Source organism: Thalassospira lucentensis, from assembly GCF_011806425.1.
Taxonomy (GTDB): Bacteria; Pseudomonadota; Alphaproteobacteria; order Rhodospirillales; family Thalassospiraceae; genus Thalassospira; species Thalassospira lucentensis_B.
Window position 1 is genome coordinate 194,022 of record NZ_JAATOV010000002.1, and the last position, 13,863, is coordinate 207,884.

12 protein-coding genes are annotated in these 13,863 nt (G+C 53.9%); 6 read left to right on the forward strand and 6 right to left on the reverse strand.

Features of this window, described 5'->3' with window-relative positions; all coding sequences use genetic code 11:
• Positions 1-21 precede the first annotated feature (21 nt).
• Positions 22-1,683, reverse strand: coding sequence for a hypothetical protein (locus HCZ99_RS06525; protein ID WP_167446155.1), 1,662 nt, complete (start codon positions 1,681-1,683; stop codon positions 22-24).
• A 22-nt stretch (positions 1,684-1,705) separates the two neighbouring features.
• Positions 1,706-2,299 (reverse strand): hypothetical protein, encoded by a 594-nt coding sequence (locus HCZ99_RS06530; RefSeq protein ID WP_167446156.1) that lies wholly within the window; start codon positions 2,297-2,299, stop codon positions 1,706-1,708.
• A gap of 100 nt (positions 2,300-2,399) precedes the next feature.
• Between HCZ99_RS06530 and HCZ99_RS06535 the strand changes: the two genes are divergently transcribed.
• The 3 genes from HCZ99_RS06535 (at position 2,400) to HCZ99_RS06545 (ending at position 4,237) form a co-directional block, all read left to right on the forward strand.
• Positions 2,400-2,855 carry a YqaA family protein gene (locus HCZ99_RS06535; protein WP_167446157.1) on the forward strand — a complete coding sequence of 152 codons (456 nt, stop codon included), beginning with the start codon at positions 2,400-2,402 and terminating at the stop codon, positions 2,853-2,855.
• A 191-nt stretch (positions 2,856-3,046) separates the two neighbouring features.
• The gene (locus HCZ99_RS06540) at positions 3,047-3,415 is read left to right on the forward strand and encodes a hypothetical protein (RefSeq protein WP_167446158.1); all 369 of its coding nucleotides are present in this window, start codon (positions 3,047-3,049) and stop codon (positions 3,413-3,415) included.
• A gap of 186 nt (positions 3,416-3,601) precedes the next feature.
• Complete coding sequence (locus HCZ99_RS06545) at positions 3,602-4,237, forward strand: LysE family translocator (RefSeq protein WP_167446159.1); 636 nt, start codon at positions 3,602-3,604, stop codon at positions 4,235-4,237.
• Between the two features lie 30 nt (positions 4,238-4,267).
• Here HCZ99_RS06545 and HCZ99_RS06550 read toward each other — a convergent pair whose 3' ends face one another.
• Positions 4,268-5,131, reverse strand: a complete 864-nt coding sequence (locus HCZ99_RS06550) for an AraC family transcriptional regulator (protein WP_167446160.1) — start codon at positions 5,129-5,131, stop codon at positions 4,268-4,270.
• Positions 5,132-5,232: 101 nt separating this feature from the next.
• On the opposite strand from HCZ99_RS06550, the gene HCZ99_RS06555 reads away from it, so the two are divergent.
• Entirely contained in the window at positions 5,233-8,007 is a 2,775-nt protein-coding gene (locus HCZ99_RS06555; RefSeq protein WP_167446782.1) for an ATP-dependent DNA helicase, read from the forward strand.
• Positions 8,008-8,041: 34 nt separating this feature from the next.
• Here the strand turns inward: HCZ99_RS06555 and HCZ99_RS06560 are convergent, their stop codons facing one another.
• Together HCZ99_RS06560 and HCZ99_RS06565 are read right to left on the reverse strand one after the other, a co-directional pair.
• Entirely contained in the window at positions 8,042-8,626 is a 585-nt protein-coding gene (locus HCZ99_RS06560) for an HdeD family acid-resistance protein (RefSeq protein WP_167446161.1), read from the reverse strand.
• Positions 8,627-8,830: 204 nt separating this feature from the next.
• Entirely contained in the window at positions 8,831-9,301 is a 471-nt protein-coding gene (locus tag HCZ99_RS06565; protein ID WP_167446162.1) for a hypothetical protein, read from the reverse strand.
• Positions 9,302-9,555: 254 nt separating this feature from the next.
• On the opposite strand from HCZ99_RS06565, the gene HCZ99_RS06570 reads away from it, so the two are divergent.
• Positions 9,556-10,014, forward strand: coding sequence for a DUF2946 domain-containing protein (locus tag HCZ99_RS06570; protein WP_167446783.1), 459 nt, complete (start codon positions 9,556-9,558; stop codon positions 10,012-10,014).
• A 160-nt stretch (positions 10,015-10,174) separates the two neighbouring features.
• Positions 10,175-11,578 carry a PepSY-associated TM helix domain-containing protein gene (locus HCZ99_RS06575; protein WP_167446163.1) on the forward strand — a complete coding sequence of 468 codons (1,404 nt, stop codon included), beginning with the start codon at positions 10,175-10,177 and terminating at the stop codon, positions 11,576-11,578.
• Positions 11,579-11,675: 97 nt separating this feature from the next.
• Here the strand turns inward: HCZ99_RS06575 and HCZ99_RS06580 are convergent, their stop codons facing one another.
• Positions 11,676-13,622 (reverse strand): heavy metal translocating P-type ATPase, encoded by a 1,947-nt coding sequence (locus HCZ99_RS06580; protein ID WP_167446164.1) that lies wholly within the window; start codon positions 13,620-13,622, stop codon positions 11,676-11,678.
• Between the last annotated feature and the right edge of the window lie 241 nt (positions 13,623-13,863).

The following is a 13,863-nucleotide window of genomic DNA, read 5'->3' on the forward strand; positions in this document are numbered from 1 at the left end:
GGTCAAACAGGGCTGTTTTTTTTACAAAACAGTCTGTTGAATACCTTGACGGAGAAACTGGAAGTTAGCGGGGTTAAAGTTCTGCGGTATATGAATCATTTTTTGATTATACTCATTCCCGGACAACCGCCAAAACTTTACTCGGTTGTCATTTTCACCAAATCCCATGATCAGGTCACCGCCAAGCGGGGCAACATTTTCAGCAAATTGCAAATATGCAGGATTTGCCTGATCATGAACCAGCCAAGCATTCGAAAGTCGAACCATGCTATCGTTATTCATATCCAGTTCGTAAAAGAAGCTGAAATAGAAAGCCATCGGATGGAGAATAAGATCATTTCCAGCAGGATTGGCCAAAATGCCCGTTGCCCAGGCAAAACGGTTATTACCCCACGGCATCACAATACCATTCGCGTTGTTCCTTGCTGTAAGCACCACATCAGCAAGCGAACTCCTCAACAACCGCCGCTGCAGAGCATTCAAGACCGCCTGATTATCTGCAGGTATAGCAACACGACCAAAACGTTGCGCGAAAAGAGTATCCCCACATGTTGAATTTACCGCGAAATACTGATCTACCAAATCAGCAAATCCATTGTTATTTCTATAAGCGGCAATTGCAGCAGGACCGTCCATTGGACGATTGGGAATATTTGCTTGCCCAGGGCTTGCAATAAGCACGATCAGATCAGCCAGAAACCAAGTATAGCTGTACAAAACCGGGTGGATAATTTTGACATGCCCAACCCCGATCCTTGTGTTGTTGTTTGCTGGATTGGGAATCAAGGGTCCGCTGCTGGAAAACATCACAAGGGGCGCTGCCCCCGGTAACATGTCATTTATATAATTTTCGACATCCAAAACCATGCTGCCTGGGTTTGGATGCGCACTGTTACAGCGTAGATCATCATTAACAGCCGTCGCAAACAACGCGTTCCCGGTATTGGCATTTTGTTGTGTTTGAAAAACGGTCAGTGGATTTCCTTGCTGGGTCAATCCATAAACCGCACACAAATATCCATTCTTTTCAAAGAATCCGTAGTTTTTCTCCATCTGGGTTGAAACATTCAAACCATAAAAGCGCCCAGGACCTAGAGCATGCTGATGATTGACCAAATCAATGGTTAACTCGTTCACCTTTACACATAACACGTGACCTGCCGCGGGCTGAACAACGTTTCCTTGAACATCATAAACCGGATCTGCCGGTGCTGGCGCCGCGCGTGTCGGGTCGGGCTGATAGCGATGCGAATGCAAATAATACTGCCCATAAGCACGGAAAATACGAGGATCTTCAAACCCGTCAGTATTTTCAAGGATGGTATCATTCACCACATTGATTGCATTTTGTGGGACGTTTTGAGTGGTATCAATTTGAATATGCGCCACACCAACACCATCGAAATATCGATCAGTCCGACCGATCGGAACGGTTGCTTCGACGTTGGCGTTGCCTATTGCCCCCAGCCATCCTGCGGCCCATGGGGTTCCGTTTTGTCCTGGCAACACAGGTGCCGGATTGGCAAACGGATGGTAAACCATGGCGCGATAGACCATCACAAAGTCATGTACGTTATTGTTGGTTCCTGCATGGACCCAGCTGTTGTTGAATTTGATGACGTTGGCGCGATTAACATTGGCAATCGTCGCAGTCAGCAAATTGGTCAGATCGATATTCCACATTTTATAATCCTTCCGATTGACCTTATTGATGACTCATGAGCGACGCGGAAACACTTTGTTCGACTTCCTTGAACGGCATGACACCATCGAAAGAAACTGTACCCGTAAATCGCTGATCAGGAGGCGCGGGCGCCATAACATCCGCAGAAGGAATTGCTGGTTCGGGTTTCCCCGCTGCTTCTGTGCCAGACGGGTGGGCACCAGTGCCACTGGATTGAGAGGTAGATGACGGCACGCCAATTAGGGCAATCATCATTTCAAGAGCGTTGAGTAAAGTTTGCAGCGTCTTGTTCTGTGATTGCAGGACGGATGGTTGAACTTTTCTTGCGGTATTGAGCTGTCCAAGGCCTGCCATCTCAATATTAGCATCTATCAGTTTATGAACTTCAGGGACAATCCGCTGCAATGCTTCTGCCCGCAACTCCTGATAGGTCTGCGCTGTCCCGTTGGTCTCATTATTCAAGACGTGCTGGGAAAATGTGCGCAACTGACTGACCATTGCCTTTAACTGACCCGAGCCGGAGTAATCTGGCCGCGCCTGAATATCTGCAATGACTGTCTTTACGAGTTTTCCGACAGTCTCAATCGAATTTTTGATTTTCACGCTATCTGACATCATGAAACACCTATTATGAGTGTGCTTTTCTGACGTACTCGTGCACAGTTTGTGATCGATACGTGCTGGACGCCCCGCTCATTCCGGTCTATCGAACCCCATGACCACGACATTCACCCTGCTCGCGGGCCTGTTTCTATCGGCCTTCACCTCCGCCACCCTTCTGCCCGGCACGTCCGAGGCGGCTTTGGCGGGGCTGATTGCCAATGGCCATCACGCAACCTGGCTTTTGGTTGTGGTGGCAACGGCGGGCAATGTTTTGGGATCGGTGGTCAATTGGGTGCTGGGGCTTTACATTGATCAGTTCCGGGATCGGCGCTGGTTCCCGGTTTCGCCTGATCAGCTGGATCGCGCATCACGTTGGTTTGGCAAATACGGGCTTTGGGTGTTGCTGTTTTCGTGGCTGCCGATCATTGGTGATCCGCTAACCCTGTTTGCCGGGGTGATGCGGGTGCGCTTTATCCCGTTTCTAATCTTGGTCACGCTGGGTAAGGCGGCGCGCTATGCCATGATTGCTGGCGGCGCGGCGTGGATCGCATCTTTTATTTTGAATTAATGCTGGAACTCTAAATATTCGGTCAATTTCAAAAATAAAAATCGAACCCCAGCACCCTACACCCAAAACGTTATTTCCCTTAGTTAAATATAATAATATAATACAATTTAAAATATACAGACGTGATATTGTAATTCCATTCAATGGCGCGGTGAAAACCACTTACGTCGCCTGACAAAAGGAATTTTATGATGTCTATGACAATCCCCCAGTGGGTCAAACCCGCAATTTGGGGCGGTATTATTGGTGCGGTCCTTATCACCATCGTTGGCTTTAGCACCGACACCGTCGTCTCAGGCTCAACCGCGCAAGAAATGGCGGACAACAGCGCCAAACAATCGGCCATCTCGGCCATGGCGCCGATTTGCGTTGCCCAGTTCAAGACCATGACACCGAATAATCAGCTCGAACAGCTTGCAGCGCTGCGCGATGAAAGCTCGTACAAACGTGATGACTTCGTCATTGCCAAAGGTTGGGCCACCATGCCCGGCAACGCCGAGCCAACCGATGAAATTGCCGCCGCCTGCGCTGGCTTGCTGATGGACCTAAAGGTCAACTAAGACCAAAAGCACCGCAAACACCAAAAACATAAGAACACGAACAGCCAAATTTCCCGCAACCGAGCGCCCCCCCGTTCGGTTGCGTTTTTTTGTGCGTTTTTGGCCAAAGGATTATTTCATTCAATAAACCCTGCGCGACTTGGCCCAGATTGGCGGCAATCAACAGCCGATCACAGGAAACGTTCCATGCACGCAGATGCCTCCACCCTTTCCGCACTCAGCCTTTATCTTTCCATGGCGGCCTTTGCTTTGGCCTGCTCGATCACGCCGGGACCCGTGAATATTGTCGTCCTCACATCTGGCGTGCAGCTTGGCTTTCGCCGGTCCTTGGGATTGGTCTTAAGCGCCACGGCTGGCTTTTGCTTGCTGTTGCTGCTGATTGGGCTGGGTCTGCATCAATTGCTTGATGATTTCCCGCACTTGACCGTCATTATCCAGTGGGCGGGGGTCGCGTTTTTGCTGTTTATGGCCTTTAAACTGTTCACCAGCAGCGGCGATCTTGGCAACCGCGACCGCAAACAAAGACGCCTTTCTTTCGCCGGTCCCTCTGCCCTGACCGGTGCGGTGATGCAATGGATCAATCCCAAGGCATGGCTGGCCTCAATTGCTGGCATGGGGGCCTATGCCGCCAATGGCAGCACCAGCTTGATCTGGGAATTTACCGCGATTTACTTTGTGATCTGCTTTGGCTCAATCGCATGCTGGGCCTATGCCGGGGCGTTTTTATCGCGCTTTTTGGGCGAACCAGCGCGCATTCGATTGTTTAACCGCGTCATGGCTGGCTTACTTGCCGCAAGCGCGCTTTATCTGGTTTTGGAATAACGCCGCATATCTCGGCCACACCCCAAACGATCACGCCGCCTGTGGCCGGGCATAATGACGTGGCGTAATCGCGGTCAGGCGTTTAAACATCCGTTGGAAATGCGCCTGATCGGCAAAGCCGGTATCAATTGCCACATCAACAATCCGTTCACCGCGCCGAAGCGCATGGCGCGCCTGCTGAATGCGGCAATTGATCAAATAGGCATAGGGCGTCATGCCAAATGTCTTTTTAAACGCGCGCACCAAATAGGACCGGGAATAACCGACCAACGCGGCAAGCTCCGTCAATTGAATGTTTTGCGCATAATGGGTGCGGATATATTCGCCAACCTCGGCCATTTTACGGTCATTAACAGCCCCGGTCGCGCCCGCCGCAACTGCCGCCCCACGCAGAACCCCGTTTTGGTTCAGATGCACATGCAAATCCCCAAAGAACGACACCAGCGCGGTTTCCTTGCCAAACGCATCGACATCCGGATTGATCAGGGTATCGGCGACATCGCGCAGGCCATCATATAGGCGAGGATCATGGCTAATCGTGTCGGAAAACATGGCAAATTTTCCCGCCGCATCGGCATCAATTTCAATCTGAACGTCCAAAAGCCAATCGGGATCGACAAACAACATGTCATAACACCAATCCGCCCCCTGAACCGGATTGCAGCCATGCACATCTTCCGGGTTCAAGATCACCACCGACCCGGCCTGGGTCTCAAGGGTTTTGCCCCGGTTCCAATAGGTACTAAAACCGCCCGTCACCACCCCGATGGAAAACGTATCGTGGCTGTGGCGCTCATAACAAACCGCATGCCCATCCACCACACGCCGCAACTCGACAAACGGTAATGTCTCATCACGCCAGAAATGTTGATTGCGGGTATTGGGGGCTGCCATCGGGTGTCGTCTTCTTGCGATTGGGGTCAAGTTCGATAAATTCCAACATAGGTTAATTTCCCCTGTGGCGCCAGCCGAAGGCTATGCTTATAGTGCCCCAAATGCTCGATCATCATTCCGACGAAAACACACCTCGCTTTGTGCCGCCTAACGCGCCTGTTATGGTCGTGGGATTGCGCCATGCTGTGTTTTTATCCCCCGATGGCGAGATCGAAGAACTCCCGCATGGGGCGGCGGCAAAACGTGCGCGGTCATCGCGGCCGATCTTGGTCCATACCCCGGCCTGTGCCCGGCGTTTGAAATCCGATCCGTTTCCGGCCCATGATCTGCTTGAACTGTTTGCCTTTGTCCGCCCGGCACAATTTTGTGTGCCAACCCCGCGCGGCATTGCGCTGGCCACCGGGCAAAAGCCGGCCGACGATCTGATCGGACAGGCGCAAGCCTTGGCCGAGGCGATGAAACGCCTGTTGCAGGAACTTGCCACCCTTCATCGCAATAAACGTGCGCCCGCCACCGCCATTGCATGGCCGATGGCGCGCGGGCATTGGCCGTGGGGTGTGTCGGTTCTGGCCGCTTTGGGGGCCGATGGGGACGGACCGCATCGTTACGCGGTCTATGAAGGATTGAAAGTCTGGAAGAAACTGGGCGAATGGGCGGAACATGCCCCGCCCCCGCCGCCAGCCAACAATCCGGTTGATCCCAAAGATGCGCGTAAACGCCTCAAAGAACTTTTGGGCGACGGGGCCGAAGAACGCCCGCAACAGGCCGATTATGCGTCCTCGGTATGTTCGGCCTTTGGCCCGCGCCTGCATGATGGCGCGCCCAATATTGTTCTGGCCGAGGCCGGAACGGGAACCGGCAAAACCCTTGGCTACGTCGCACCCGCATCGGTTTGGGCGCAGAAAAATGACGGCGCGGTTTGGATTTCCACCTATACCCGCAACCTGCAACGCCAAATCGATCAGGAACTCGACCGTCTGTATGACGATCCCAAGGACAAACGCCTTAAGGCCGTCGTGCGCAAAGGGCGGGAAAACTATTTTTGTCTTTTGAATTTCGAAGAAGCCCAAAGACCGCTTAATCAGCAACCCCATCAGGCAACCCCGCTGGGGCTGATTGCCCGTTGGGCGCTGCATACCCGCGATGGCGACATGGTCGGCGGCGATTTTCCGGCATGGCTGACCGAATTGCTGGGCAACCGGTTTACCGGTGCGCTTGCAGATCAGCGTGGCGAATGTATTTATGCTGCCTGCCCACATTATTCGCGCTGCTTTATCGAAAAAACCGTGCGTCGGGCGCGCTCGGCCGAAATCGTGGTTGCCAACCATGCACTGGTGATGGTTCAGGCCGCACTTGGTGGGCTTGATGATGCATCGATGCCGTCACGCTATGTCTTTGACGAAGGCCATCATTTGTTTGATGCCGCCGACAAGGCGTTCTCATCGCACCTGACCGGCCAAGAAGGCCAAGAACTGCGCCGCTGGCTTTTGGGGGCGGAGCAAAAAGGATCATCACGCGCCCGCGGCCTGAAACAGCGGCTTGAAACCTTGATTGTCGATCGCGATGAATTGCGTGATGCGGTCAATGCCGTCATTGTCGCCGCCCAATGCCTGCCCGAACAGGGATGGCTATCGCGCATTCATGATGGTTCTGAATATGCCAAGGGCCCAGCGGAAACGTTTTTGGCCCATGTCCGCGCGCAAGTCATCGCACGTGCTGCTGACGGGGATCGCGGCTATTCGATTGAAACCGATTGCAAGCCCGCCGTCGATGCGGTGTTGGCCAGTGCGGCGGATCTGGACCGCGCCCTTGGCGCGATGGAAAAACCGGCCAAATTGCTGATTAAAATCATCGCCCATATGCTTGATGAAAAGGCCGATGAACTTGAATCCGCCGAACGTCAACGCCTTGACGCCGCCATTCGGTCCCTCGAACGCCGCGCAATCATGCAGGTCGCAGCCTGGCGCGAAATGCTGGCATCCTTGGTCGAAAGCACGCCGGAAACCTTTGTTGATTGGTTTGCCATCGAACGCCAGTTTGGCCGCGATTTTGATGTGGGCATGCACCGCCATTACCTTGACCCGACCTTGCCGCTGACCTTGGCATTGGCCCCCACCGCACATGGCATGGTGGTGACATCGGCAACGCTTCGCGATGGCACCGGGGACGAAGATTTCGACTGGGCCGTGGCCGAGGATCGCACAGGCGCATCGCACATGCCGCTTCCTGCGGTCCGGGCAGCCATGAAAAGCCCCTATAACTACCGCGAACAAACCCGTGTGTTCATCGTCAATGATCTGGGCCGCGATAACCCGGACCATATTGCCGCGGCTTACCGGGAACTGTTTTTGGCATCAGGCGGTGGCGCACTTGGGCTTTTTACTGCGATCACGCGCCTGCGTGCGGTCTATGAACGCCTGACCGGGCCGATGGATGATGCGGGTCTGCAATTGCTGGCCCAGCATATTGATGGCATGGATGTTTCAACCCTGATTGATATTTTCCGCGTCGAACGCGATGCCTGCTTGCTTGGCACCGATGCGGTACGCGATGGGGTCGATGTGCCGGGTGATAGCCTGCGTTTGATCGTCTTTGACCGCGTACCATGGCCGCGCCCCGACATTCTGCACCGGGCACGTAAATCCGCGTTCCACGGCGCACGCTATGACGACATGCTGACGCGCTTGCGCATGAAGCAGGCCTTTGGCCGCCTTGTCCGCCGTGCCGAAGATCGCGGCGTGTTTGTCCTGCTTGATAACCGCATGCCATCACGCCTTTTGGGCGCCTTCCCCGAAGACGTCGATGTGCAGCGCGTTGGATTGCGTGAGGCGATTGAACAAACGCGGGCCTTCCTGCATCCCAAGGATCAGGAATAAACCCGCGCGTTCAGCCGATTAAGACTTTAAACGATCAAGCCTGCGTTTCTTCTGGCTTGGAAACTTTGCCCATCGCCATAGACACCATCAAATAACCAAAGCCCGACGACAAAAGGTTTACGCCCAGCAAAAGGCCAATCGCCCACGTGGCGGAGCTTGGCAGTTCGGCGAAAATCATGCCGCCGACCAAAATCGCAATCGCGCCGGAAAACAGCATCCATTTCCAGCCGGGAAATTCCTTAAGCCAGAACGCCATGATGGCTTCGACAAGGCCCTGCACGACAAAGGCAATTGCCAGCAACACTGTTAGGGTCACAATCCCGGTCAATGGGAAGAACGCCAACCAAAATCCAATCAGGCCAAACACCACGCCCAGAACCACATCAAGCCCGCGACGACTTGGCGTATCGGTATGAAATGCGCCGTAAAAATACCCGACCGCACCAATGATAAACAGCCAGCCAATCAGGGTTTTAAACGCAATCGTCGTGGCAAAGGGAAACGCCACCGCAAGAACCCCAAGGATCATCAAGATCACGCCAACATTGCGCAGACGCTTGCGTCCTCGTTCCAGCAACCCGCGCATTTCCGGCGTGCCGTCATTTACCACAATGGTCATGGCTTTTGTCCTTTTGGTTTGTTTTCGCCAATATCTTTAAAACGTATCAGACACCATAAACGCAGGCGCGACAACATGGTTCCAGCTAATCCGGTTACGTAACCTGCATGCCAATTAGCCTAAACGTGTTGCGCTTTAATTATTCTCGGGATTTTACGCACCTCATTGTGGCCTCTTTTTGTAGAGCCCTGCCATAGACGCCAGCTAGAATGACAAGAAACTACAACTGGCCCGAAAAGCGGCAGCTTTGGGAACAGCGGAACCGAAGCGATTTACGGTCCAGATCGCCTCGGCCTTCCCCTCTTTATCGCGAACAAAGGTATACGTTTCGATAGATCGTTCAGGATAAAGGACGACAACCGTAAGTGTTTCATCTGTTTTTCCAGCTAGCCTGACTAAGCCACCAGCCGCCCGCGCAGAAAAAATCCCTCCTAAAGCATCAAGCACAAGAAGGTCCAGCGTATCATCTTCGGCAAGCGTAAGAGTAAAACGTCCATCACTTATACGATCTTCGGACCATCGCCCTGCTGCTGGGTCCGATGCTGCCATGCCGATCTTAGGATAATAAGCGTAACCTTCACTTACTCCACAAGTAGCCAAATCTGCGGCATAGGTCGGTCGATAGAAAAACAACGCAAGCAAGGCTCCGATAACTGCCGTAAAAAAGCGTGTCATTTACTCACCCACAAGCTCATTGGTTAAAGCGCCAAGTCGATAGAGTAGCATAGTGATATAAGCGTTCACTAACATTAGGCTCCGATATCAAATAGTCTCGCTTATCGTCCCAAAGCAATTTCGATGAACCTAAACAGCTTCAGGCAACCAAACACATCACCATGTAGAACACGCATGGCACAAGTTTTTGACAAGTCTCGCGTTGCGGATTACACGATAGCAGACTTACCTTTCATGGATTGCCTATTGTGTTGATGTTCCGCCACATTCCGCTGCGATGCAGACACGGCCTTTCGGCTGTGGTGGCGCTGTTTTTCCTGTGCAATACCGTGATGTTTGGCTTTATGCATGTGCCAATGGCCAAGGCCGAAGGCGTATCGCTGGCCTCTATCGTCAATGGTAAGAAATACATCCCGATTGTCATTTGTACGGGCACCGGGCTGGAAACCATCCTTGTGTCCCCCGATGGGGAAAAAACCACACCAGACGGTGGCTCCCCCGCCGTTAAGGGTTTCCAATGTGCGTTATGCGGGCTGGGCAATTACACCTTCGCCATGCCGGTCGAGGCCCAGTTGCCCGACATGGTGCGTGTCCGCCTGTCCAACGCGGTTACCGCCCTTCATATCACTGCACGGCTGCATGATTTTTGCCCGATTGCGGCATCACCGCGTGCCCCGCCACGCCCGTCCGTTCCCCATTTCACCACGGCCTGATCGCGTTTCGATCAACAGCACCACAGCGTCATCGCACGCTGTGCCTGATCTAAACGCATGTGATCGGCTTTGGGATTTTCGAATTTTCTGAAATTACGATGTCTGCCCCGGCGTGCCACGGCATGCTTGGATGCGCGACATCTGTGAACGGACTAAATCAATGACCCAATCTACCAATTCCTCTGCCGCGGTTGCAGATGGCAACAAGGGCAATAACAGCCTGTATCGCGCTGTCTGGCGCTGGCACTTTTACGCGGGCCTTTTTGTTCTGCCCTTCCTGATCATGATGTCGATCACGGGGGCGGCTTATATCTACCGCGATGAAATCGACGACTGGTATCATTCCGATCTGAAATTCGTCGAAGATACATCTGGCACCCCGGTGTCGATGGAACAACAAATCGAAGCCGCACAAAAAGTCGTACCCGGCAGCCCGGCTAAGGTCACCCCGCCCGCCTCTGCGGATCGCAGCACCGAAATCGTAATGACGACCGAGCAAGGCACGCGCGAAGCGGTCTATGTTGATCCCTATAACGCCAAAGTGCTTGGTCACATGCCTGATCGCACCACCTTGATGTGGACGGTGCGCCATATTCACAGCTTGGTCGAATTTGGCACCATCCCCAATTACGTGATTGAAATTGCGGCGGGTTGGGTCGTTCTGTTGGTTTTGACCGGCATGTATCTTTGGTGGCCGCGCAACGCGCAAAAGGGCGGCGTTGTTTCTTTGCGTGATACGCCAAAACGTCGGATTTGGTGGCGCGATGCCCATGCCGTGACCGGGCTTTTCATCGGCGTATTTATCCTGTTCATGGCGGCAACCGGCATGTTCTGGTCCCCGCTTTGGGGCAAATATGCCAACAAGTTCGCCAATGGCACGCCAAACGGCTATCCGTCTGGTGTGCGTGTTGATGTGCCGCTGTCGACCGTGCCGATGATTGATGCGTTTGGCGATACAAGCTGGACCAACGAAAACATCCCGCTGCCGCAATCGGTCGATGGCAATACAACCGCCGAAAACGCCGTCAAACCAAAACCGATTGGCATTGATGCCGCCATTGCCGACTTCAACGCCATGGGCATTAAACCGGGCTATACCGTGGCGATGCCGCGTGGCGAAACCGGGGTTTATAGTGCATCCGTTTACCCCAATGACCTTGATCAGCAACGGGTCATTCACCTTGATCAATATTCTGGTCGCCCGCTGATTGACATGGGCTATCACGATTACGGGTTCTTTGGGAGACTGATGGAACTGGCGATCAATATCCACATGGGTCAGGAATTTGGCGTCGCCAATCAGCTTGGCCTTTTGGCGGTCTGTGCCCTGATCATCTTCATGTCGATTTCGGCAGGGGTGATGTGGTGGAAACGCCGCCCGTCGGGTGCGCTGGGTGTTCCGCCAATGCCGCGTGACACCCGCAAGCTCGCCGTCGTAACCGCCATCCTTGCCATTGGCGGGATCATTTACCCGACCGTTGGCGCATCCATGATCGTGGTTTGGTTGCTTGATCGCTATCTGGTGGTTTTGCCGCAACGTAAACTGCGCGAAAGCCGGGCCTAACACCCGATCAACTCAGCCAATTCAAACGCCTATGACAAAACGCGGCCCCAATCCGGGCCGCGTTTTTTTATGGCGTATTCCCAATCGCACCGCCCGATTAATCCCCGGCGTCATTCCCGGTCATGTCGGCCTGGATGTCATGACGGATGGCAAGACGCAGCGCATTGACAATCGCAATCACGTCAATCCCTTCCTGAAGCACCGCCCCCATCACCGGACTGATATAGCCCATCGCCGCAAACCCCATGGCAAGAGTGGATAACACCATCCCGCCAATCACACTTTGCAGCAAAATCACACGCATCGCCGTGCTGATATGGAAAAGCTCATCGACAGTCTGAAGCGAACTTTCCGGGATGACCGCACCGGCCGCCTCGGCGGTCACCGCACTATGTTTGCCAAAGGCAATCCCGACGGTTGCCACCGCCAAGGCCGGGGCATCATTGATGCCATCGCCCATAAACAATGTCGGGGCCTTGGCGGTTTCACGGCGCACAATTGCGACTTTTTGTTCGGGCGTTTGCGATGCCAGGCTTTCATCAATGCCGAGCAACTTTGAAAGGTGGCTGACCTCGCTTTCGCGATCGCCCGACAGCAACATGATCTTTTTAAAATGATGCACCGGCCCCAGATGCCCGACAAAATCGCGCCCCTCAACCCGCGGGCTGTCGCGGAACCGAAATGTCGCGCCATATGCCCCATCAATCATAATCGCGCATTCCAACCCACTGACACTGGGCGGTAATATCTCGGCCATGCCCGGATCGGCCTTTACCAGCTTATTGCGGTGAGTCACGGCAATATCATGACCATCCACCACCCCAACCAATCCCTGCCCCGGCTTTTCCGATACCTTGCCAACATCGCCAAGCGCCAGATTGCGCTCCTTCGCTGCGGCCAAAACAGCCACCGCCAAGGGATGCTTGGAATACCGTTCCAGACTGGCGGCAAAGCGCAACACATCGCTTTGGGAATGACCGGATGCGGGCAACACTTCCACCAATTCCGGGCGGCCATAGGTCAATGTACCAGTTTTATCAAAAATCGCCGTGCGACAGGTCGGCAAACGTTCCAGCACAGTTGGATCTCGGATTACGATCCCGCGCCGGGCCGCCATGGAAATGGCACTCATGATCGTGATCGGAATGGCGATCAAAAGCGGACAGGGCGTTGCCACCACCAACACCGCCAAAAATCGCACAGAATCCCCGCTGAAATACCATGCCAATCCCGCCACCAGCAGGGCAAAGGGTGCAAACCATATCCCGATCTGATCCCCAATCCGGCGGATTTTCGGGCGTTTTTGCTCCGCATCCTGCATTACCTGCATGATCTGGGCATAACGTGATTCATCGGCGCGGCGTTCAGCACGAATGACAATGACCGCATCGCCATTGATCGCGCCCGACAAAACGGACGCGCCCGGTGCCTTTGCCACCACATAAGGTTCACCGGTCAAATAGCTTTCATCCATGCTGCCATGCCCATCGACCACCACCCCGTCAACCGGGGCCGTGTCGTGGGGGAAAATCGCGATCAAGTCCCCAACCGCAATCTCCTCAAGCGCAATATCGGTAATGTCTTCGCCGTCCTTGCGGTGTGCCACCGTCGGCATCCGATCGGCCAGCGCATTTAGCGCCGAAGACGCCTTACGCATGGCAAACGCTTCAAGCACCTGCCCGCCGCTCAGCATCAAGATAATCAACGTTGCCGTCAGATATTCACCAAGGACAACCCCAGTGGCAAAGGCCAGCACGGCCAAAAAGTCCGCACCAAAATCGCGGCTCAGCACCTTGGCGATGATCTCGGCCACCAACACCCCGCCACCAAACAAAACGATGGCAAACAGCGGCAAATTGATCAGATCAAATCCCATCACCCGTGGCCATGCAAACGGCATCAGGGCAAAATGCAGGACAATCGCACCAACGGTTAAAACCAGCACCGCAACATTCAGATGCGCTGCTGTCCAGCTGGCTTTATCTGCGGATTTCACACCACTGTCTGCTTTGGGCGTGGGTGTTTTTGGTTTGGGCACGGGCATATGGCGGTCTCCGCTGATGACCTACTGGGCGCCAATGCGCGCCAATTCCAAGAACTTCATCACTCTTCATAACTGTGCGATCAAAGAACCCTATGCCCAAACGCCCCCAACCGCGAGGCATATATACCCGCCTTCGGACAAAGGTCTAATCAGGTCGCGAATTGCCCAGGTTTGAAGATCAATCCCAAACTACGAAACCGCATTTATCGATCTGATTACCTGACGGCATGTCACGGCGTGG

Coding starts and splice junctions, on each gene's coding strand:
- HCZ99_RS06540 (WP_167446158.1), top strand. CDS start 3,047: ATGTCTATGACAATCCCCCAGTGGGTCAAACCCGCAATTTGGGGCGGT.
- HCZ99_RS06535 (WP_167446157.1), top strand. CDS start 2,400: ATGACCACGACATTCACCCTGCTCGCGGGCCTGTTTCTATCGGCCTTC.
- HCZ99_RS06555 (WP_167446782.1), top strand. CDS start 5,233: ATGCTCGATCATCATTCCGACGAAAACACACCTCGCTTTGTGCCGCCT.
- HCZ99_RS06525 (WP_167446155.1), bottom strand. CDS start 1,683: ATGTGGAATATCGATCTGACCAATTTGCTGACTGCGACGATTGCCAAT.
- HCZ99_RS06565 (WP_167446162.1), bottom strand. CDS start 9,301: ATGACACGCTTTTTTACGGCAGTTATCGGAGCCTTGCTTGCGTTGTTT.
- HCZ99_RS06575 (WP_167446163.1), top strand. CDS start 10,175: ATGACCCAATCTACCAATTCCTCTGCCGCGGTTGCAGATGGCAACAAG.
- HCZ99_RS06570 (WP_167446783.1), top strand. CDS start 9,556: ATGTTCCGCCACATTCCGCTGCGATGCAGACACGGCCTTTCGGCTGTG.
- HCZ99_RS06560 (WP_167446161.1), bottom strand. CDS start 8,626: ATGACCATTGTGGTAAATGACGGCACGCCGGAAATGCGCGGGTTGCTG.
- HCZ99_RS06550 (WP_167446160.1), bottom strand. CDS start 5,131: ATGGCAGCCCCCAATACCCGCAATCAACATTTCTGGCGTGATGAGACA.
- HCZ99_RS06530 (WP_167446156.1), bottom strand. CDS start 2,299: ATGTCAGATAGCGTGAAAATCAAAAATTCGATTGAGACTGTCGGAAAA.
- HCZ99_RS06545 (WP_167446159.1), top strand. CDS start 3,602: ATGCACGCAGATGCCTCCACCCTTTCCGCACTCAGCCTTTATCTTTCC.
- HCZ99_RS06580 (WP_167446164.1), bottom strand. CDS start 13,622: ATGCCCGTGCCCAAACCAAAAACACCCACGCCCAAAGCAGACAGTGGT.